Source organism: Streptomyces sp. NRRL F-5123, from assembly GCF_000721495.1.
Taxonomy (GTDB): Bacteria; Actinomycetota; Actinomycetes; order Streptomycetales; family Streptomycetaceae; genus Actinacidiphila.
Window position 1 is genome coordinate 19319 of sequence record NZ_JOHY01000048.1, and the last position, 20068, is coordinate 39386.

Genomic DNA, 20068 nt, shown 5'->3' on the forward strand with positions numbered 1-20068 from the left:
TCTCGTTTCGTACGGGTTGGGTGGCCCGGGACAGCCGTCAGCCGCCAAGCAGGGCGGCTGTCCCGGGGCGTAGCTAGGGCCGCTCCCCGGCCGGGTGCAGGGTGCGGGTGACGTAGTGCAGGCGCAGGCCTGCGGAGTCGACGACCAGCGCGGCTGCTTCTTCGAGCTGGCAGGTGACGTCGCCGTTCAGGTCGATGCCGGTGTCCTGCTCGAACGGGCAGCAGTCGACCGCCTCGCCGGCGACGGCCAGGAGCTGCGCGAGGGAGCCGAACACCCCGGCCTGGGGGTCGTCTTCGCGGTACAGCTCGCGGAGGATCTCGGCCAGCACAGCCGGGTCGGCGAGGTCGGCCAGGTCGTCCTGGATCTGCTGCAGGGCAAGCAGGGCGATACCGACCGACGCGCGGACGCGGCCGATCCGCGGGTCTTCCGCTGTGGCGCCGGGGGCGGTGGCGGTCACCGGGCGGCCCGGGTGGCGAGCCATGTGGTGACGAGCGCCGCGGCGACGCCGATCGCGCGGTGCGCGGACTCGTCCAGCGCCATCAGCGCCGTGCCCGGGCCGGAGAGCTCCGCCGTGGTGTCGCCGGGCTTGCGTACGGCGGTGGCGTGCTGGATGTAGCCGGCCTTCCCGGTCCGGGCGGCGAGCCACAGCAGCGGTTCGCGGCGGTCCAGGGCGGCGTGGGTCAGGCTGTTGATGGCGGCGCCGGCCAGCAGAGCCCGGGCTGGGATGCGCACGCCGCAGGCGTGCGTGACGGCCACGACCGCGGCCGTCTGGACGGCGCTGTAGGAGGCGACGTGCCGGGTGACGCAGCCACGCCCGTACGCGCTGGCGGTCATCGTCCGCCCGTCCCGGCCGGGGCCGTCGGCGACGGGCGTCCCGTCGGTGGCGTATACGAGGTGCTCGCCGTGCACGCCCTTTCCGGACGCGTCGCGGGAGCTCTGGACCCAGTGGTCACCGAGTCCGTGCAGGGCCTCGAATGTGGTGCTGAGCGCGGCGAACAGCGCCAGACGGCGGGTGGAATTGGTCATGTAGGGGTGTCCCTTCCTTTTTGCGGGCCGGGCTGTCCGGTCCCTGCGTGCCGACCCGGCCCGGTGGTCGGGGCGGCACGCAGGGGCTGTCAGTTCCGGGTGGCGAGCTGCTTGAGCAGCTGCTCGGCTTCGTCCTCTTCGGCGCGGATCTGCTGGAGCAGCTGGTCGTAGTCGCCCCTGCGAAGCCGGTGGTGGTGCATTTCGTGGCGGACCAGGGCGATGCGGCGCTCGAGGGCGCCGCGGCGGATGAGCTGGTCGATCTCGATGAACGCGTAGACGAGCGTCGCGTCGATCTCACCGGCGCGGCGCAGCCGCTTCGCGTTGAGGAGGATCTGCAGGCCGCCCTTGGGTGCGATCACGACGGCCCCGTACAGGTCGGACGGGCGGCGGGTGATGGACAGAGGGTGCGCGTGCCACAGCTTCTTCGGCACGCCGGCGGCTGCGCCCTGGGCCTCGGCGGCCAACTGCGGGAGCACGGCCGGTTTGGCGAGGACGAGGTGCACGCCGTTGAGGGGGCGGCGCCCGAAGTGGTTTTGCACGAGCCGGGCGGCGGGCGGCACGCGGTCGGTGACGGTGCGCTGGAGGCGGCGGGAGACGCCGATGCGCTGGATCGTCATCCGGGAGCTGAGGGAGGGCGGCGGCATGCGGGGCTCCTGTCTGGTGGGCTGACGAGCGGCCGCGCCGTCCCGGCCGGGAAGGGCCGGGACGGCACGGTCAGCGGTCAGGCCGCCGTGAGGCCGGCGTCCGTGGTGGTGTCGTTCTCGCCATCGGCGGTGCGGGCGGCGTAGTCCGCCGTCAGCTGCCGGAGCTGCCAGAGGTCGGTGACGTGGACGGGGTTGTCGGCCTCGCCGGTGACGAAGGTGAACGCCGTCGACGGGGTGGTGCCGTCCGTCTTGCTGTCGCGCCAGTAGCGCAGGTACGCGCCCGGGACCAGCAGGATGGCGGCGGTGCCGTCGGGGTAGCCCTGCCACCGGTCGCCGTCGGTCAGCAGCACCTGGCCGCGGTCGATCCGGTAGGCGTCGGAGGCCGCGCGGTGCGCGGAGTCGGCGCAGGCCGCCTCCCGGAGCCGGGTCAGGCCCTCGTGGGTGCTGGCCGGCGGCTTCACCGGCTCGGTGCCGTACCGGGTCACGAGCGGGCGCGTGTCGGTCAGGCGGCGCAGCGGTGCGACGATGTCGTCCGTGAGGTCCTCGAGACCGACGGCGAAGGCGACCGCGGCGAGGCCGGCGAGTGCGGCCTTCCATCCGGTGCCCCACGAGTCGGGGGCGGCGTCGAAGCCGATGTAGCCGCCGGTTCCGGCCCCGGCCCACATGAGGCTGTTGATGCCGATTTCGGTGAGCGAGTCGCCGATCGCGCGGGCGATGCGGCGCAGGTGGTTGGTCATGATGGGGGTGTTCTCCTTCTGCTGGATGGAAGGGGTGGAACCCGCGGGCCGGCCGGGTTTGGCGACCAGGCGGCCGGCCCGCGGGAGTTCACGGCGGTTCGTCAGGCCGCGCAGGCGGCGGTGACGGCGAGCAGGGCCAGCGCGCCGAGGATGACGTCGACAGCGCGCTGCAGCTGCGTGTACTTGCGCAGCGCGATACCGGAAAGAGCGCGCAGCCGGGTCTCCTTGGAGCCGGTGGTGACGGCCGCACGAACCTGGTCGTCGCCGGTGAGCGTCGACCAGTACGGGAAACTTCCGTGGTCGTCGTCGCGCAGGTGCGGGCGGACGACCAGGAGCAGCAGGACGGCTGAGACGGCCAGGGCACCGATCGCGGCGGCGCCGGCCACCGTGCCGAGGATCGGCAGCGGGGTGTCGGCGACGGAGGCGAGGCCGGCCAGGGCGGCACCGTCGAAGGCCAGGAGCAGCGAGGCCTTGCTGTCGGTGCGGCTGATCTGCGCGTCGGTGTCGGCGACCGCCCGGTTCAGGGCGTCGGCGACGTCCGGCGACATGGTGGCGGGGGATGCGGTGGTCACGTCAGCGGGATCGCGCGGCAGGCGGAGGCGTGCCCGTTGGCCTTCTCCCGGATGCTCCACAGGTGGTCCTGCTCCGGGAGGCGCGAGCTGTCCTTGCAGCCGTGGCACGTCCAGCGGTTCTTCACGTACTCGCCTCCGCCGAGGACGTCGACGTAGGAGCCGCCAACGGTGACGAACCGGATCTGGAGGTCGGCGGGGCGGTCGGGCTCGGTGAAGGCGGAGAGGGAGGTGACGGTGCTCATGGGGAGTCCTTTCGAGTTCGGGTCAGCGGTGGACGACGGGGAGTTCGAGGTCGCGGTGGACCAGGGCGACGGGCCAGTCCTGCTCGCGCAGGTCCTGGTAGACCTGGTCGGTGACGACGGGCGCGCGGTGCCGGCCCCCCGAGCAGCCGATGGCGACGGTGACGTCGGTGTCACCGGTGATGAGCGCGAACGCGGCGGCGCGGGTCACGCTCTCGATGACCTCGTTGATGCCGGGGGTGGACAGCACCGTGTCGACGACGACCTGGTCGTGGGCGGTGAGCTCGCGCAGCTCGGGGCTGACGTGCGGGTCGCGGTAAGGCCGCAGGTCGAAGACCAGATCGGCGGCCGGGGGCGTGTCGTGCAGGAAGCCGAAGCTGATGAGCTTGATCTCGCGCACGGGGATCCTTCCTCCTGGACCAGGGCCGGGCTGTCCGGCTCTCCTCACCGCCCGGGACGGGTCCGGGCGGATCGGGCAGCCGTCAGCGGTCAGGCCGCCACGTCACGGCGGGGGAGGGTGGCGGTGTCCGCCGCGGCCGGATCCGGCTGCGGGGCGGGGAACATGACCAGGCGGGGGTCGACGGGGGTGCCGTCGTAGCACTCCAGGCAGCTGCCAAGGGTGCGCAGCGGGAGGCATGCAATGAAACGCCGGCGGCATTTCGGGCAGGTCTGCCGCGCGGCCATGGCCCGGTCGAGGGCAACTTCCTTCGCGAGGGTCATCTGCCGGACCGGCAGCGCGAGGGCGACCTGGTACAGCCAGGCCATGCGCCCGCAGTCCCGGGTCAGGCCGGTGCAGTCCTTGCAGCGCAGCTGGGCTACCGGGTTCTGCCCCCCGGGGCGCAGGCCTCGCGCGCGCAGCTGGCGGCGGGTGGCCAGCAGATGGCGCGGGGCGGTGTTCCAGTCGTAGGTCGGGAGGCCGGGCGGCTGGTCGTCGCCGTGGGAGACGTCGCCTGGGCCGCCCGCGGCGTCGTGAGTGCCGCCGCGTGCGGCGGCCGTGGCGGCGGTCACCGCAGGTGCGTCGTGCTGCCGGTGGTGGTGGACTTCCCGAACCACCGGTTGTTGTTGGTGATGTGCGTCTCGTTGTGGACGCGCGTGCCGCCGCTGTTGCGGCCGGAGAGCTTGGTGAGCAGCAGTCCGGCGAGGATGACCGCGAGGGCGCTGCCGCCGGACATCGCGCTGATTCCGGCGGCGGCCTGGCCGATGCCCCAGCCGATGCCGGCCCCTGCGGCTCCGGCGCTGATGCCGGACGCGGCGACCATCTGCGCGCGGGGGTCGATCAGCGGGACCGGGGTGAGGTCGCGGGGCTGCGGGGCGGGCATGACGTACGGGTGGAGGTAGCCGTCGGGCAGGGAGGTCTTGGGGACGCCGACGTAGCCGGTGCCGTGGGGCACGAAGACGATCGGGTCGCTGACGGCCGTGGTGTCCATCGGGCCGTGCAGGGGCGTGGGGGAGTGGACCAGGTCGCCGGCCGCGGCCGGGGAGGCGGTCTGGGGGTCGTGGCCGTTGGGCGGCATGATGGTGTCTCCTCTGTTGAGGGAGCCAGGCGGTTCATTGACGTGGGCGCCTGGGTGAGGCTCCGGCCTCTTCACCGGCTTCCCGAGGTGCTTCATTCATCTCGGGGAGCCAGTGGAGCCGCCGGAACAGCAGCTGCTCGGTGGTGTGCGGTCAGTCGGTCAGCGCGCCGTAGCGGGTGGCGAGCATCTCCGGGTTGTCGTCCGGGTTGTTGCGCAGGATCGTCGTCGGGTGGGCGGGGGCGGTGTCGGCCAGGGGCAGCGGGTCCCGCTCCTCGGGGGTGAAGCCGAGCGTGAACTCGCCGGTGGGCTCGTCGGTGTGCAGGTTCATGTCGTCCTCCATCTCGTGCGGGTCGGCGCTCAGGCGGCGCCGACCGCGTCGTTGTTGTCGTTGGTGGTGAACGCCTCGAGGTCGGCGGCACGGACCGCCGCCTCGAAGCCGGGCTCTTCCGCGAGGCGCCGGCGGGCGGCGCGTACGCGGTCGCCGGTCCAGGTCTCGCCCTTGCCGTAGTAGCGCGCGAGGCCGTCCAGGTCCGGAGTGATGTTGTCCAGGAGGCACTTCGCGACGTACCGCTCGGCGTCGTCGCGCTGCCGCCCGCGGATTTCGTGAGGCACCCGGCCGGTTTCCGAGGCGGCCGTCTCGCGAACTGCGAGGAGCGCGGCCCCGTTTTGCGAGGCAGTTTCCGAGGCGGCACCGCCAGAAATCGAGGCGCGGCGACCACCACTTTGCGAGGCGGTTTCCGAGGTGGCCCGCGCGCGGGCGGCGGCGCGCTCCAGGGCCCGCTGCTGCTTGAGCCGCTCGGCCTCCTCCAGGGCCCGGGCTTCGGCGGCGGCCTTCTCCTCCAGGGCGCGGGCCTCAGCTGCGGCCTTCTCCTGCAGTGCCTTGGCCTGGGCTTCTGCCCTGATCAGTTCCGCCTGTCGGGCGGCCTCTCGGTCCCGCGCAGCTTGGGCGAGTTCGGCCTCGGTGCGGCGCCGGGCCGACTCGATCTCCGCGGTGCGCCGCTCGCGTTCCGCCTCGATTTCCGCGGCCTGCGCGGCCAGTGCGACCCGCTCGCGTTCCGCCGCGATTTCCGCGGCCCGGCGCTCGCGTTCCCGGGCCGCCTCGCGTTCTGCGGCCTCGATTTCTGCGGCGCGGGCCGCCTCGCGTTCTGCGGCAGCGCGCTTGTCGGCGTCCGCGCGGTCGCGGAGTTCCCGAGCGCGGCGGGCCTCGCTCTCCTTCTTCTCGGCTACCGCGGTCGCGAACTGGTCGATGATGTCGGCCAGTTCGAGGCGGCGGGCGGAGACGTAGCGGCGGTAGCCGGCCGCGGCCTCGGACAGCAGGATCAGCAGGGCCGGGGCGACGGAGTGGAGCAGGATGCCGCCGGCGTCCGGGTGCTGGGGGACGGGGTGGACGCGGCCGTCGGGGTACAGCGACGTCCAGCAATTCATGACCCAGGTGAACAACCCCGCTGCCCAGCGCAGCATGACGGGCCAGCCGGACGGCTTGTAGGTGCCGCCGTGCTCGACCAGGACACCGTCGACGTAGAGCACGGTGATCAGGGCGACCGACGCGAGCGGGTCGAGCATCCAGGCGATGTAGGCGGGGATGTCGTGGCTGGTGGCGAAGCGGGTGACGTTGACGCAGGTGAAGACCAGGGCGCCGCCGCCGAGGGCGAGCAGCGCTCTGGTGACGATGGCGCCGACGCGGACCAGGTGGTCGATCGAGACGCGGGCGGCGTCGGCGTCCTGCTGGGTGACGGGGGGCCGGGGTCCGGGCGGGCCGGCCACGTGCGGCGCAGCCATGTCGATTACCTTCCGTAGTGTTCGCGGGGAGTGTTCGGCGAACAGTTCGCCAGGGTCAAACTGGGATGTTCGCGACTTTTAGTCGGGATGTTCTGCGGAATCCCTTAGGGACCCCGGGGTGCGGACAGTTCGGCGGTCGCGAACAGTCCGCACCCCGGCACGGCTACTGCGCGTCACCGTCGAGCGGGGAGCGGAGCAGGTCGTAGCGGCCGTAGCCGTCCTCGGAGTCGTCCTTGGAGATGACGCCGTCGTCCAGGAGCTGCGCCTTGAGGCGGTTCCACCACGAGCGCTGGCCGGCCAGGTCGACCGCCATCCACAGGTCGTTGAGCTCCTTGGGCTCGAAGTTGTCCTTGCCCTCGCGGTACCACTGGTCCAGGCGGGCCAGGATGGCGTCCCGGCAGGCGTCGGGGGCCATCCGCTGCGTGTCGGCGACCAGGCCGGGCAGCTCGAAGACCGGGCTGTCGTCCGCGGGCGGGGCGACCTCCTGGTCGATGTCGAGGTCCTCGTACTCGCCGGGCTCGGGGTCCTCCTCGGCCAGGATCCGGCGCAGCTCCTCGTCCAAGTCCTCGGTCTCCTTCGCCAGCAGGTCCTCGTCGACCTCGATGTCCATGTCGTCGTCCTCCTCTTCGCCGGTGTCGGTGTGCTGGGAGGCCGTGCCCACGGTGGGCGGGTGGGCGGGCTTCTGCGGGAAGGCGCCGGTGCCGTTGTCGTCGCCCTCGAGCAGCGGGGTGGTGTAGAAGGTGCGGTTGGTCCACAGCGGGCCGAACGCCTCCGCGGTCGTGGCGTCCATGGGCGTGCGGACGTTCAGGCCCGCGGTGACGGCGGCCGCCAGGGTCGGGCGGTCGACGTCGTAGGTGCGGGCGGTGACCGCCCACCGCTCCTGCGCGATGCCCATGCCCGCCGCGTACAGGTAGCCGGGCTTGCGGTTGCCCCAGCCGGGGAACGCCCCGGCCTCGATCGCCTCGGGCGGCAGGATGTACTGCGCCTCCGCGCCGTCGGTGAGGCCGTAGGCCATGCCGCCGGGGTGGTTGGAGCGCGCGGTGGTGTCCATCTGGTCGTGCGTGGCGCGCTGGATGGACGACAGGAACCAGCCGCCGGTGGAGCGCAGGGTGCGCAGCACCTTGGCGTAGGCCTCGCCGTCGGCGAAGTCCGCGGCTTCCTCGCCGATGATCAGCAGGAAGTTCAGGCCGCAGCCCGGCTTCCACTTCGACAGGCCCTTGGCGGCCAGGTAGTCGCCGCGGGCCTTGATGACGGTGTGGAGCTGCTTGAAGAAGCGGCGGGCGGTCGCCTCGGTGTCGATCACCATGTCCGCGGCGTGCCGGACGTGCCCGTAGTCCTGCATGAACTTCGAGCAGTTGATGATGATGATGCTGACCTCGGTGCGGGTGGCGCCCTCGGTGACGATCAGCGCGTTGCCGACGGTCTTGCCGGCGCCGTTGGTGCCCTGCGCGATGCAGTGCTCGACGTTGCCGCCGCCGGCGACCTCCTGGGGGTCGGTCAGGACACCGGGGAGGTTGAGCTTGAGCGTCTCGCCGTCCTCGTAGCGGCCGATCTGGATGGGCACGTCGCCGAAGCCCGCGCCGAACGCGGACGGGCCGGGCCACCTGGTGCCTTCCTTGAGGAGGTCGGCGACCTGGACGCGCAGGGTGATGTCGGCGGAGTCGTCGTCGTCGACGGTGTGGGTGATCCGGCCCTGCCCGAGCCGGAGCGCGGACGCCAGCGCCGGGATCCGGCGGGCGAGTTCGTCGGCGGTCGCCCCGTTCTGGCCCTCGACCTTGGCGATGACGGTGCCCTTGCCGTTGGACTTGGCCTCCTTCAGTTCGTGCTTGGCCAGCCCGATCTCTTTCTCCAGTGCGCCCCACTTGCCGCCAGCCTTCTCAGCTGCGCCCTTCTTGTAGAACTTCGACCAGAGGTTGTTGCCGATCGACAGCGAGATCCCGGCGAGCATCCAGCCGCCGATCGTGGCGCTGGACTCCAGGCCGACGACGGTGCCGAGGGTGGTGCCGGCGGTGATGGCGGTGGCGTTGACGAGGTGGAGGGCGCGGGTGTCCTTGTCGCGCTTGGCGACTTCGTCCGTCCGGGCCACGAGCTTGGTCAGCCCGGCGCCCACGCCGGCGGCCGCGAGGGCGGCCAGGGCGAGGGAGGTGGGCTGCTGGGCGAGGACGGCGTGGGCGGTCTCCACCAGGATGGGCGCGCCGAAGGTGATGGCCCACGGGCTGCCGTAGGTGAAGTAGAGCTGCCGGTCGGAGGTCTTCTCCTCATCGGTGCGGGTGTCGATCTTCGACGTCTGGGATGCGCGGCGGGCCATCAGGCGACCCTCCCGCCGGCCTCGCCCGGGCGCCCGGCGGAGCCGGTGTTGGGCTTGTCGCCGATGGCGAAGCCGGGCTTCTTGGCGCCCTTGCCCTCGCGGGCCTTGCGCTCCGCCTCGATCTCGGGCTGCACGAAGTGCTTGACGAAGGACGCGTACATCTTGATGCCGGACAGGCCGAGCACCTTCGCCGCGCTCCCGCCGGTCCGCAGGTGCGCGCCGACCAGCTTGGCGCGCATCTTGGACTGGACGCCGAACGTGTACCACTTGCCCTTGTACTGGCTGAGGATCGCGGACACCATGTCGGCGTCCATCGAGACCCGCATGTGCAGCTCCAGGCCGATCGCGCGCAGGATCCGCGCGTACTGGTAGAGGTCCCGGTCGGTCTTGAACTCGATCTTCTCCAGCTGCTGGACGAGCTGGGCCAGGTTGCCGGACAGCTTCTCGCCGTCGCTCTCGCTCATTGCGGTCCTTTCAGAGGGTGCGGGACGGGGTTGACGCAGGTCTGGGGGGTTGTCACCTCCCCGCGGTGCCGGGCCGGGCCCGGCGCCACAGGCAGGCGGCAGGTCACCGGCTGCGGGTGGTGGAGTAGCCCGCCGGCGCCGTGGTGCCGGACTGGGTGTGGTTGCTGGCGTCGTGGACGGCGTTGCCGACGCCCGCGCCGAACGCGTTGATGCCGCCCGCCAGGGGCGAGGTGGCCAGCGCGTAGCCGAGCACGACCGTGCTGATCGCCAGCGGCATCCGGGCGTCCATGCGCCAGGACACGTACGCGGCGACGGCCGCGACCAGCAGAACGGGCAGAACGATGATCATCGAGTCCTCCAGGACTTCGGGGAGGGCCGGACAGAACCAGGGGGTCCCTGCGTTCTCCGCCCCGCCGCCCCGGGGCCGGGCGGCGGGGCAGGCAGCGCAGGGCTGCGGGGGAGCCGGTTCAGGCGGCGGCGAGGCCGGCCCCGCGACGGCGGGCACGGGCGTGGTACTGCTCGTGCAGCTCGAGGAACAGGTCGTGGACGGGGGCGCCGACCGGGCAGGGGGCATTGCCCTGGCAGGCCGGGCAGGCGGCGCAGTGGTTCTGCGACGCCTCGAAGGCGGCCATGTAGCGGAGGAACAGGTCGTCCACGCCGGTGTCGGAGCCGACCGGCCGGTGCGGGGCGACGATCTGCCCGTCGGGCAGCAGGTCCCCGGTGTCCTCGAAGACCACGACCGAGTTACACAGCAGGCTCCAGCCCTGCTCGGGGTGACAGGCGACCGTCACCGCGGCCTCACGGTCGGGGCTGTCCGCGGTCGGGCAGGTCGGGGTGTGCGTGCACGTGCTGGCCATGGGGAACTCCCTCGGTGCTGGGCGGTGTTGAGGTGCGGACCGAGCGGCTGGTGCGGCTGGTCCCTGCGTTCTCCACCGCGGCCCGCCCCCTGTGAGGCGAGCCGCGACTGGGCAGCGCAGGGCTGCGGCGAGTCAGTCGGTGCCGAAGTCGGCGTAGCTGCCGGGCGCCGCCTTCGGCATGTGCATCACGGTGTCGACCGCGGCGAACAGCGCGCCGCCGACCGCGGCAACAGCGGCGAGGCCGGGGTGGCCGCTCTCGGCTGCGGCCCGGGCGGCGCCCTGCGCGGCGTACGTCGCCTTGAGCGTGGCGGTGTCGCCGTCGGTGATGGTCATGATCCGGTCGTACAGGCTCATCGCCTGGCTCCTCGGGCTGCGAAGCGCGGCGCCCGGGCTGGGGCCGCCGGGTAGCGGTGCAGGTCGGTGACCCGGTGACCGGCGTCCCACGCTCGGGCCGCCGACGCTGCGGCGATGTCGAGCAGGGCGCGGGCGGCCGGGTGGGCCGGGCCGTAGCGGTGAAGGGCCCGCGCCGCGGCGTAGCAGGCGGCGCGGGCCCGGGATATGTGAGACAGGGCTGGTGTCCTGACGGGAAGTGGGCTACTCGCCCGACCCGGGCGACTCGCTGTGCGGAGCCGGCTGCTCGGGCGGCTCGGTCTCCTCGGGCTCGTGGCTGTAGTCGCCGTTGAGGGTCCAGTCCGGCATCAGCGGCCCACGTTCTGGCAGGCGTCGCAGACGCCGCCGTCCCAGCCCTCGTACCGGTGGCCGCACACGCTGCACTGGCCGGAGGCGCCGACCGGGGCCAGCTGCGGGGCGGTCTGCCCGCCGACGCAGCCGACCCGGTTGCAGCTCCACAGGCCGCAGATGGGGCAGGCGTCGTTGAGCGCGCCGCGGACGACGGACCAGAACGCGTCGTCGGCGTCCTCGTAGCCGCGCTTCTCGTCTTCCTCCTCGAAGTCCTCCAGGATCCCGGCGGTCACGGCCGGGAAGAGGACGCGGGGGAAGGGGAGGGTGGAGTGGGTGATGGCGGCGGGGGGCGCCGCTACGATCGTGGTCAAGGTCGTACCTCGCTCTGTGTCAGGAAACGGGCCGCGACCTGTGACGACCCCGGGTTGCCCCCCGGGGTCGTCGTCGCGTTCGGGGCCTGCCGGCCCCCTGCCGCCGCCGCCTGGTGAGGGCGGCGGCGACAGGCAGCAGCAGGAGGCGGGTCAGGACTCCTGGAACTCGAAGATGCAGAAGACGCCGCCGCTGCCGTGCAGCGTCGCGATCGACATCGGGCGACCGTCCCGGTTGACCAGCCGCTCCCCGCGGGCGTTCGTCGTGTAGACGACCGGGGTGAAGCCGATGAAGGTGTTCGCGCCGAGCGTGCGGTGCGCCTCGGCCTCGGTTGTCGGGTGCGAGCTGTGCTGCCCCCGGAGCGGGCCGATTCGATGGCTGGTGATGTCGGTGTAGGTGGGGTGGACCAGGGACTTCATGTGCTCTCCTGCCGGATCGGGGATCGATGGAGCGCGGTGCTTCCTGCGGGCTCCCCACCGCCCACCGGGCCGCTCGAGGCGGTACGGCGGGCGACTGGGCAACCTGTTGGATCTGGCCGCTTCTACCGCCGCCACCTGCGGGTGGCGGCGAGGGGAGAGGTCAGGACCGGGCGAGCTGGGCGGGTGAGGCGGCGGCCATGAGGCACAGCAGGAGCGGGCCGGCGCCGATGAGGTGCGCGGTGAGCGTCAGGGCGGACATCACGCCGGTGGCCACGGCCACGATGAGGAAGGCCTGGCGCGGACTCAGGTCGGGGATCACGCCGCGGCCGCCGTCTCGCTCGCGGCTGGCGTGGACGTGCGGGCGGGGAGCAGCTGCGGGGCGAAGGGGATGAGCGCGTCGACCAGGACCTCGCGGACGCGCTGCGCGATGGTCGGGTCGTCCGAGGCGATGTCGGCGGCCGCGAGCAGGCGGTCGTGGCGGGCCTGGATCGCGTCGGCGGCCGCGAGGTCGTCCAGGCCCGCGAGCTTCTCGTGCTCCAGTAGGCCGGCCTCGTACATCTCGAGCGGCGTCCCGAAGAGGATGTCCCAATCGACGCAGAAGTCCGGCAGCGGGACGTCGATCGCGTCCAGCAGCGCCAGCGTCTCGGCGTCCAGGTCGGTGGAGGTGGTGCGGCTCATGAGGTGGATCTCCTCTCGAAGTGACTGGCTGGGCTGGTGCGGCCGACGACGAAGGGTCCCAGGGGCCTCGCCATGTTGTGCGTCGGTCCTGCATCCCCCCGCCAGCGCCGCCCCGATAGTGCGGGCGGCGAAGACAGGCAGCACAGGAACGGCTGCGAAAGCTGCGCGACACCCTGAGTGGGTGCCAGACCTCATACAGACGCGGATCGCGGGCACCGGCCGGGAGGTCCATCCGGACGTGCGCTAGGCGATCAAGTTGTGCCGCGTCGTTCTTTAACGTCGTGGGCTGTCGGCCCTCCGAACTCGCCGCCAGTAATGAGCATCTGACGGGTCAGAATCCGTGCCGAGCTGCCACCACCAGCGGTAATGGCGCCTCACGACGGGTTTCCACTCACCTCGGGTTGGCATGGCCACAGCCCTCGAACGGTGGTGGATCACGCTATGGAGTTCTCAAGGAACGAGCGCTGCTTTCCCTCGCCGCGAGGGGAGGTCCAGGCGCCACCCCAGAAGGTAGTAGCACTTTGAGTGCTAGTCAACACTGATGGTGCTAGCTCGCACTGTGGCGTCTAGTGTGAGAATGTGTCCGTGATGACACGACAGAGAGAGGGAGGCAGCCCCGTGCCCAGCGGATACGCACTGGTAGTGCGCTTCACCCTGCGAGACACTGCCGCTGCCCAGCAGTTCGATGACCTGGTCGGACAGACGGCAGCTGGTATTCGCACGGAGCCCGGCACGCTCGTCTACGCCGTGCACACGCCAGTCGATGAACCGCTAGTGCGGGTCTTCTACGAGCTCTACGCCGACCAGGCGGCCTTCCAGGCGCACGAGGACGAGGCGCACACCAAGCACTTCCTGATGGCCCGCGAGCAGTTCCTGGAGAGGACTGAGGTGACGTTCCTCCACGAGCAGGCCGACCTCAGCAAGCGCCCCGGATCGGAGGGGTGATGAAGCCGACTGGAAGAGACGTCGACCCGGCTGACCGCGCCTTCGGTCAGCGCGTCCAGAAGTTCCGCAAGGAGCGAGGCCTCACTCAGGCTGGACTCGCAGCGACACTCGGCAAGACGAGCAGCTGGATGTCGCAGGTAGAGCGCGGGGTGCAACCTGTGCAGCGCGTCGACCTGCTCCAGCAACTCGCTGACGAGTTGGGAGTGTCCGTACAGCAGTTGCGGCCCGGTGCGCCAGCAGAGCTGGGGGGGCAGTCATCAGCGCCCGCCCCGCTGTCCCTGTCCAACGACCTGGACGAAACCCGGCGGCTGATCTCCGGCCACCCCGCCTTGCCCACCCTGCTGTCCGGCACAGGCGAAAAGGCAGATCGATCGCTGGACGCACTGCGAGGCGACATCGACGACCTGTGGGAACTCACCCACGCCGGTCAGCTCGCGCAGGTCAGCACCCTCGCTGGCGGTCTGCTCCCCGAGCTCGAGCGCGTCGCCCGCACTGCCCAAGAACAGCACAGGACCGAGCTGCACCTGCTGCTCTCCCGGGCCTATCAGGCGCTGTCCGCCGCATTCGTCCGGCAGGACGAAGCCGACGCAGCCTGGGTGGCAGCCGACCGCGCGGTCTTCGCGGCAGAGCGGTCGGGGGACCCGCTCCACGTCTGCGCCAGCGTCTTCCGCATGGTCCAAGCGTTCGTACGGCTACGGAGCCTCGGCCAGGCTGAGCACGCAGCCCGGACCGCGATCAACGCACTGGAAGCCCAGGCTGTCGACACCCCGCCAGCCCTGTCCGTTCTCGGCTCCCTCCACCTAGCGCTTGCCCTGGTCCACGCGCGCTCGGGCGCCCGCACCGAAGCCAAGGAGGAGATCGCAAAGGCTCGTGCCATCGCAGCCCGACTGGGTGAGAACCGCAATGACTTCAACCTGGAGTTCGGCCCCGTCAACGTTGAGATCCAAGCCGTAAGCACCGCCGTCGACCTCGGTGACGCTGGCGAAGCTCTGGACATCGGTCTCGGTGTCGAGGCCGATGATCTCTCGCCCGAACGCCAGGGGCGGTTGCTGATGGACCTGGGGCGAGCGCACGCGCAGAGGCGCCACGGAGGCGAGGCCCTCGACTGCTTGCTGCGCGCAGAAGCCGTAGCCCCCGAGACGATCCAGACCCACCACGCGTCGCGCGCGACCATCCGTGAACTGGTGCTGATCGCCGGCCCGAACGCACCACGCGAACTTCTGGCGCTAGCGGAACGGGCAGACGCCCTTGATTGAGCACTTAAGAAGTGGGGCTCAGCGCAACCGAAGTCCCCGAGGCCAGCAATGCGCACAAGAAGGTTTGCAGCGAACTACGTCGTACACGGATAGGTTCAGTTCCCGGCTGCTGGAAGAAGGTGTGCATGGCCGCTCGACTGGTGACGACACGTCACACCCTCACGCACGCAGGGTGTTCACAGAGGGGTACAGTGGCCCCCGTACTTGATCAAAAAAAGAATGTGGCCCCTCCGGGCGGGAGGGACCACGTGGCCGAGGACCCTGTGAGAGGGGTCAGGCGGCCTGCCGCACAAGCCTTGAGAGAAGGTGCGACGTTGATCTTTAGCGTACTCCTGTTGAGCACCGAGAACACCGCACCCCGCCGTGGGGTCAGCAGCCGCACGTTGCTGACCCTTCGCCGGGGCGTTTGTGTTGCCCAAACGCAGAACATCCCGGTCCGCACCTCTGCTGGTGAGGGGGCCGGGATGTCATAGGTCTGCGGGCGGCTAGGCCGCCCTGGTGTGTGACGAGTCTGCCCCTCGTTCACACCCACATGTCACCGGAGAGTTTGGCGACTCTCCGAGGGTTCGTCCGGTTGGCGCCGGTCGAACATTTCGATCTTGCAAGAGATCACGAAGCACCGCGAGGGACTTCGTTGTGCCCGACCTCGCTAACGAGGAGGCGTTGCCATTCTGCACACGCACGAGGAAGTGCGCCAGTTCTGGCGTGTCCTCGAACCCAGCTTTCAGCCATCCGAGCGGCGTCGTCACGTTCATGTCGTGGCGGACATCACACGATCTGGTGTCCCCGGGACAGCCTGCGCGATCGGTCGCTGCGGCGCTCGTCGAGCTCTGTTCACAGGCGTCCTGGTCCACGGTCGCCGGATGACTTGTGTCCCGACGTCGGCTCGGGTGGGCCGGTGAGTGCCGCGGCGGCGATGGTCGCTGTGCGGGTTCCGTCGCCGCGCCGTCCCGGCCTGCCGGTCGACGGCGTGGTCGACGTGCTGGCGGAGCTCCCGGAGCTGTTCGTGCCGGAGGCCTCGCAGTGGCTGTCGACGACGTCGTCGCGGCTGGCGGGCGACGGGTACTCCTGGATGCAGGCGGTGTACTGGGTGGCGGGCAGCGGGCTGTACGTGCCGCGCCGGCACCGCAAGGACGGGGCGGTCGGGTTCGGCCCGTCGACGTTGCTCATCGCGCAGGAGCTGGCCGCGTTCATCCAGTGCCGCCCGGGGATCGAGTTCCTGATGGAGCGCACCGGTCTGAAGAAGCGGATGGTGAAGTACCACCTGCAGATGCTGCGGGAGACCGGCCTGCTGGTCTGGGTCGCCCTGGGCACGCGGGAGGAGGGCGGGAAGCGGCTGGCCAGCGAGTACGTGCTGGTGATCCCGCCGGTGTTCGACGCGGCGCTGGGGATCCGCACGGTGCAGCGGCACGAGGCGGCGCCGGACTACACGCGGGCGGTGGCCGGGATCTCCGATGCGGGCCGGGCGCTGATGGCGAAGCTGGCGAAGCTGGCGGCCCGGAAGGTTCGCAAGCCGAGGAAGAAGGCGCCCTCGAGGCGGTCGGCGAAGGCCTCGCTGCCGCCACCGGTAGAGGGTTCGCCGCAGGCTGTGACCGGCGCTCAGGAAGTCGTCGGCGACACCGATTTGGGCGATGGCCGTTGCACCCCAATGCAGGGTGGTACCTCAGCTGTTTCCACTGCCGGTAGTACCCCTGACCCCTCTGAGGACAAGCTCGCAAGCGGGCAGCGCACGTCGTCTCACCCGAAGAAGGCCAAGCGCGGGCCGCGGAAGCGCAACCGCGTCGGGCAGCGGTTCGTGCTGGCCAGTGAGCTGATGCGGCGGGTGCCGTGGCTGCGTCCGGCCGACAAGGACCGGATCGCGTGGGCGGTCGGCGAGGTCTGCGACGCGGGCTGGAGCGCAGATGAGGTCCTGGCGGCCCTGGACCTGCGACAGGAGCCGCCCGGTGGCGTACGGCGCGCCTCGGGCTTCCTGGCCGCCCGGATGCGCGGCATGGCAACCATGCCCGGCTGGACCACCAGGCAGCAGCGCCAGGTGCAGGTCAACCACCGCAACGCCGCCGTCGATGCCGCCCGCAAGAACCGCATCCAGCAGGTCCGTGACCAGCAAGAACGCAGCGAGAGCGCCTGGCAGGCGCCGCGCAGCGCCGCTGTGCGGCGTGAGGTCGACCAGCTGCTCGGCGAGGCCTTCGCACCCACACTGCCGGCCGGCAACGAGCCGGGGCTGCCGGAGCTTTCGGGCCCGCAGGACTTGACCGCAGCCGAGGTCGCGGAGATGCGCAAGGCGGCGGCCGCGGAGCTGATGTCCGGCGAGACGTCGCTGATCAGTATGGCCATGGAGTGGTGGGGCCCGGCGGCCGCGGAGCGCATCTACGGCAGCACCCTGGTCCACCGGGCCCGGCAGCTGGCCTCCATGACGTCGCTGAGCACGTTCGGCATCGACAGGGGGCAGCAGTGACCAGCTCCGACCCCGCCTTCGGCGCGCCGTCGCCGGAGGACGCGACGTCGACGGCGCCGTCCGGGGTGGACCTGGCCCGGGTCGCGCTGCAGGCTGCCAAGGCAGGCGCCCGCAAGCGCGGCGAGCAGCCCGGGGCGGGCAAGCCCGGACGCGCCCGCACTCGCCGATCCGTACGCGGCAACGGCCGCGAACCGCTCGGCCTGGCGGCGGCGTTCCAGCAGCTCGTCACCGAGCGGGCCTGGGAGATCCCGGCTGCCGGCGGAACTGTGCTGCAGCAGTGGCCGGCCATCGCGCCCGACCTCGCGGCGCACGTGCGGGCCGTGGGGTTCGACGCTGGCACCGGCGGCCTGGACCTGCTGCCCGAGTCGCCCGCCTACGCCACCCAGCTGCGCATGAGCACCGCCCGCCTGATCGCGCTCGCCAACCAGGCGGCCGGCCGCGAAGCGGTCCGCAGCATCCGCGTCCTGCCGCCCGGCACCCACATCTCCGCACCGGCCGTCGACGTGTCCCCGGCTGCCCTACCGGAGTCGGCCGGGCCGGTGCGCACCCGCGAGGACGCATCGGACGGCTACCGTCAGGCGCTCGCCGCCCACCAGGCCGCTCGGCCCGGGGACGGCGACCGGCTCGCACCAGCCGTACGCGCCGCCATCGAACGGCAGGACCAGATGCTGCAGGCTCGCCGGGAACCGGAAGAAGAGTTCGGCGACGGCCAAGCCGCCCTCGAGCAGATGCAGGCCCGCGTGGCGCGGGAGGCGGCGCCGGACCGCGCCCGCGCACGGGCGCTTCAGCGGCTGGCCGATGAGCGAGCCGGGCGAGCTGCTCCCGCGGTGACGGTGCGGCGTACGGGTGACCAAGAGGGCCGCCGAGGTCAGCCCACCTCCGAATTGGACGTCTCTGTCGCAGCGCAAGAAGGCGGTATTAGCCACTATGCGTGGAGTTTGAGGCAGCACCACTAGTTCCCCGAGCTGCGGGTGGCGGCCGGCGCCATGCTCAAGCCGGAATCGCATCAGCACCGCGAAAGCGGTGACCACGGCAGGAGGTGGGCGGATGCTGACGATCAACGTGACGCTGCTGCTGGCCGTCATTGTTGTCTTACGGCTACGCCGTCGCACCCAGGCCAGGAGCCGCACCGACGAACAACTCTCCGCGGTCATCGTGCTGGCCCTGGGGGTGCTGATCGCACCGACGAAGCTCGGTCACGGCATCCTGCACACCCTGTCGCAACTCGTACACAGCGTCGGACAGATCCACATCTGACGCACCCGGCACCCCTGCCACCTCAAGTGCTGCGCTGGGCCATCGGCCCGGCGCGTGGCCGGCTGATGAACGGGCCGGGCGGACCGCCTCCCGCACGACCTCCGCGGTGTACGGCGTGACCGGGGCCGCCGGGTCAGCCGGCCTTCTTCCGGGTCGTCTTCTTGGTCGACGCCTTCTTCGTGGCGCGCTTGGCGGTCTTCTTCTTCGCCGGAGGCCGGCCTTCCATCGGGTGGACCTGCGCATCCTCGCCGCGATCGGCCCTCGCCTGCTCCGCCGCGCGCTGCAGCGCGGTCATCAGGTCGGTGACTCCGGCCTCCTCTCGCTCCGGCATCTGCGGGGTCGGCGGGGCCTTGTGCTCGGCCTTCGCCGTCAGCAGCTCCTGGACCGCCGCGGCGTACTCGTCGTGCATCTCGCTCATGTCGACGTCGCCGACCGCGCCGATGTAGTCCAGCGCCGCCTGGACCTCTTCGTCGGACAGGTCGACCTGTCCGCGGGGAGCGGCGTCGTCAGCGCTGCGCAGCTCGTCGGGCCAGTGCAGCCGGTGCAGGACCAGGACGTCGCCCTGCGCATGGACCACGGCCAGGGCCTCGCCGGTCCCGCGAAAGGCGAGCTTCCCGACGGCGCCTTTCCCGGCCCGGGCCAGGGCCTCGCGCATCAGGACGTACGGCTTGTTCGCCGCCGGACTCGCCGGCGCGAGGAAGTAGGGGGCACCGAACTGCTCGCCCGGCACGTTGCCCAGGTCGACGAAGCCGCTGACCTCGACCGTTTTCGCGGTGGGCAGCGGCAGGTCGTCGAGCTCCTGGTCCGACAGCGGCACCAGCGTCCCGTCCGGGGCCTCGTACGCTCTGCCGATCTCCTCCGGCCCGAGCGGCTGCGCACTGCCGTCGTCGAGCTCGAGCTCGAGCTCGCACACCTTCCGATTCCGCACCCGCCCGTGGTCGTCCTTGTGGATCTGCCGGAAAGCGGCCCTGTGCGAGTGGACCGCGGGCTGGACCCTCACAGGTATCGCGACCAGCCCGAACGTGATCGTCCCGCTCCAGATCGGCGGCATGGCCGTCCCTTCCCGTTGGCGGCCCCCAACCGCAGGCTAAGCCGCACCCCCGGGCCCCGCAGGCCGAGCCGACACCCCCACCAGCCCGGCCTGCGCCAATGGGCGATGTCGATCAAGCGGTGCACGCACCCGGATGACCCGTCGACAGGCGGCGCAATCAGTCCGCCAGCTCACCGCCCCGCGCTCTGCGGCCGGACGCCCGCCGAGCGCGATCTGCGGTGCGGGCGGCTTCGTCGCAGTTCCTCGAACCCGCTACGGTCGGTGGATGACCAGTGACGCGATAGTCGCGGACGGGGCCGTCCGCGCAGCATGGGACTCCTACCGGCTCTTAGAAAAGCGCACCCCGGCGAAGGCGCGCTGGCAGGCGCAGCAGCGTATCCAGGCCGCCATGAAGAGCCACGGCCGGGACGAAGTGGCCCGGGGCACGGTCTTCCTGATCGGTGTGCTGACCGCGCAGATCATCGGCCCGGGAGACGGCGGGCAGGACGACCAGCTCGACCCGCTGCGTGACCTGATCCCGGCTGTCATCCGCAAGCTCCCCAACTTTGAGATGGCCGACCCTGCCCAGGTGCCGATGGCCACCGGCGTCCTCATGGCCGCGTCCATGGGCATGGACGCGGTGGGCTGGCGGGACCAGTTCGGGGCGATCGCGCCGCAGGAGGCCCTCCTGTACACCTTCGTGCTGTGGCTGCTCGCGGACCTGCACGACTCCATGGTCGAGCAGCCCGGCGCCACCGACCTGCTCATGAGCAAGACCTTCGACTCCCTGACCGCCGAACCGGGCCGCGGGTAAGGAACAACGCCTCTGTGGCCGTCG

26 protein-coding genes and 1 pseudogene are annotated in these 20068 nt (G+C 71.4%); 6 read left to right on the top strand and 21 right to left on the bottom strand.

Annotated elements, in window-relative coordinates:
• Positions 1-73: 73 nt before the first annotated feature.
• The 20 genes and pseudogenes from IH54_RS0129370 to IH54_RS0129480 all read right to left on the bottom strand — a co-directional run bounded on the left by IH54_RS0129370 (position 74) and on the right by IH54_RS0129480 (position 12287).
• A complete protein-coding gene (locus IH54_RS0129370; protein WP_234344013.1) occupies positions 74-481 on the bottom strand; it encodes a hypothetical protein in 408 nt (135 codons plus the stop codon).
• Positions 454-1026, bottom strand: coding sequence for a hypothetical protein (locus IH54_RS0129375; protein ID WP_031522607.1), 573 nt, complete (start codon positions 1024-1026; stop codon positions 454-456). Before IH54_RS0129375 ends, IH54_RS0129370 begins: the two co-directional genes overlap by 28 nt.
• Positions 1027-1115: 89 nt before the next feature.
• Positions 1116-1670: a hypothetical protein gene (locus tag IH54_RS0129380; RefSeq protein ID WP_031522608.1), complete on the bottom strand. Its 555-nt coding sequence runs from the start codon at positions 1668-1670 to the stop codon at positions 1116-1118.
• Positions 1671-1747: 77 nt separating this feature from the next.
• The gene (locus tag IH54_RS0129385; RefSeq protein ID WP_031522610.1) at positions 1748-2407 is read right to left on the bottom strand and encodes a hypothetical protein; all 660 of its coding nucleotides are present in this window, start codon (positions 2405-2407) and stop codon (positions 1748-1750) included.
• A gap of 101 nt (positions 2408-2508) precedes the next feature.
• Complete coding sequence (locus IH54_RS0129390) at positions 2509-2979, bottom strand: Pycsar system effector family protein (protein ID WP_234344016.1); 471 nt, start codon at positions 2977-2979, stop codon at positions 2509-2511.
• Positions 2976-3221, bottom strand: a complete 246-nt coding sequence (locus IH54_RS0129395) for a hypothetical protein (RefSeq protein WP_031522614.1) — start codon at positions 3219-3221, stop codon at positions 2976-2978. The genes IH54_RS0129390 and IH54_RS0129395 overlap by 4 nt, the downstream gene beginning before the upstream one ends.
• A gap of 22 nt (positions 3222-3243) precedes the next feature.
• Entirely contained in the window at positions 3244-3618 is a 375-nt protein-coding gene (locus IH54_RS0129400; protein ID WP_031522616.1) for an RNase adapter RapZ, read from the bottom strand.
• Between the two features lie 89 nt (positions 3619-3707).
• A complete protein-coding gene (locus IH54_RS47190) occupies positions 3708-4226 on the bottom strand; it encodes an RRQRL motif-containing zinc-binding protein (RefSeq protein ID WP_063762399.1) in 519 nt (172 codons plus the stop codon).
• Entirely contained in the window at positions 4223-4732 is a 510-nt protein-coding gene (locus tag IH54_RS42000) for a hypothetical protein (RefSeq protein ID WP_052398001.1), read from the bottom strand. Before IH54_RS42000 ends, IH54_RS47190 begins: the two co-directional genes overlap by 4 nt.
• 151 nt (positions 4733-4883) lie before the next feature.
• Positions 4884-5060, bottom strand: a complete 177-nt coding sequence (locus tag IH54_RS0129415) for a hypothetical protein (RefSeq protein ID WP_159012151.1) — start codon at positions 5058-5060, stop codon at positions 4884-4886.
• Between the two features lie 29 nt (positions 5061-5089).
• Positions 5090-6511, bottom strand: a complete 1422-nt coding sequence (locus tag IH54_RS42005) for a hypothetical protein (protein ID WP_052398002.1) — start codon at positions 6509-6511, stop codon at positions 5090-5092.
• 163 nt (positions 6512-6674) lie between these two features.
• Positions 6675-8819, bottom strand: coding sequence for a hypothetical protein (locus IH54_RS0129435; RefSeq protein ID WP_031522626.1), 2145 nt, complete (start codon positions 8817-8819; stop codon positions 6675-6677).
• Positions 8819-9283 (bottom strand): hypothetical protein, encoded by a 465-nt coding sequence (locus IH54_RS0129440; protein ID WP_031522627.1) that lies wholly within the window; start codon positions 9281-9283, stop codon positions 8819-8821. Before IH54_RS0129440 ends, IH54_RS0129435 begins: the two co-directional genes overlap by 1 nt.
• 103 nt (positions 9284-9386) lie before the next feature.
• Entirely contained in the window at positions 9387-9632 is a 246-nt protein-coding gene (locus IH54_RS0129445) for a hypothetical protein (protein ID WP_031522630.1), read from the bottom strand.
• Between the two features lie 316 nt (positions 9633-9948).
• Positions 9949-10140: pseudogene (locus tag IH54_RS0129450) on the bottom strand (DUF5999 family protein); the annotation flags it as partial.
• A gap of 132 nt (positions 10141-10272) precedes the next feature.
• Positions 10273-10494, bottom strand: a complete 222-nt coding sequence (locus IH54_RS0129455; RefSeq protein WP_031522635.1) for a hypothetical protein — start codon at positions 10492-10494, stop codon at positions 10273-10275.
• Between the two features lie 344 nt (positions 10495-10838).
• Positions 10839-11192 (bottom strand): hypothetical protein, encoded by a 354-nt coding sequence (locus IH54_RS0129465; protein WP_031522637.1) that lies wholly within the window; start codon positions 11190-11192, stop codon positions 10839-10841.
• A 150-nt stretch (positions 11193-11342) separates the two neighbouring features.
• Positions 11343-11609, bottom strand: a complete 267-nt coding sequence (locus tag IH54_RS0129470; RefSeq protein WP_031522640.1) for a hypothetical protein — start codon at positions 11607-11609, stop codon at positions 11343-11345.
• Positions 11610-11769: 160 nt separating this feature from the next.
• Complete coding sequence (locus IH54_RS45800; protein WP_159012152.1) at positions 11770-11928, bottom strand: hypothetical protein; 159 nt, start codon at positions 11926-11928, stop codon at positions 11770-11772.
• Positions 11925-12287 carry a hypothetical protein gene (locus tag IH54_RS0129480; protein WP_052398003.1) on the bottom strand — a complete coding sequence of 121 codons (363 nt, stop codon included), beginning with the start codon at positions 12285-12287 and terminating at the stop codon, positions 11925-11927. The genes IH54_RS45800 and IH54_RS0129480 overlap by 4 nt, the downstream gene beginning before the upstream one ends.
• A gap of 588 nt (positions 12288-12875) precedes the next feature.
• On the opposite strand from IH54_RS0129480, the gene IH54_RS0129485 reads away from it, so the two are divergent.
• The 5 genes from IH54_RS0129485 to IH54_RS0129505 all read left to right on the top strand — a co-directional run bounded on the left by IH54_RS0129485 (position 12876) and on the right by IH54_RS0129505 (position 18200).
• Complete coding sequence (locus IH54_RS0129485; RefSeq protein WP_052398004.1) at positions 12876-13232, top strand: putative quinol monooxygenase; 357 nt, start codon at positions 12876-12878, stop codon at positions 13230-13232.
• Positions 13232-14488, top strand: coding sequence for a helix-turn-helix domain-containing protein (locus IH54_RS43735; RefSeq protein WP_078862626.1), 1257 nt, complete (start codon positions 13232-13234; stop codon positions 14486-14488). Before IH54_RS0129485 ends, IH54_RS43735 begins: the two co-directional genes overlap by 1 nt.
• Positions 14489-15386: 898 nt before the next feature.
• Positions 15387-16943 carry a transcriptional regulator gene (locus tag IH54_RS0129495; RefSeq protein ID WP_234344019.1) on the top strand — a complete coding sequence of 519 codons (1557 nt, stop codon included), beginning with the start codon at positions 15387-15389 and terminating at the stop codon, positions 16941-16943.
• On the top strand, positions 16940-17899 hold the full coding sequence (locus IH54_RS0129500; RefSeq protein WP_063762400.1) for a DciA family protein: 960 nt from the start codon (positions 16940-16942) through the stop codon (positions 17897-17899). The genes IH54_RS0129495 and IH54_RS0129500 overlap by 4 nt, the downstream gene beginning before the upstream one ends.
• Before the next feature lie 91 nt (positions 17900-17990).
• A complete protein-coding gene (locus tag IH54_RS0129505) occupies positions 17991-18200 on the top strand; it encodes a hypothetical protein (protein ID WP_031522652.1) in 210 nt (69 codons plus the stop codon).
• Positions 18201-18333: 133 nt separating this feature from the next.
• Here IH54_RS0129505 and IH54_RS0129510 read toward each other — a convergent pair whose 3' ends face one another.
• Positions 18334-19251, bottom strand: coding sequence for a Ku protein (locus IH54_RS0129510; RefSeq protein WP_031522654.1), 918 nt, complete (start codon positions 19249-19251; stop codon positions 18334-18336).
• 265 nt (positions 19252-19516) lie between these two features.
• Between IH54_RS0129510 and IH54_RS0129515 the strand changes: the two genes are divergently transcribed.
• A complete protein-coding gene (locus tag IH54_RS0129515; protein ID WP_159012153.1) occupies positions 19517-20044 on the top strand; it encodes a hypothetical protein in 528 nt (175 codons plus the stop codon).
• Positions 20045-20068: the final 24 nt, after the last annotated feature.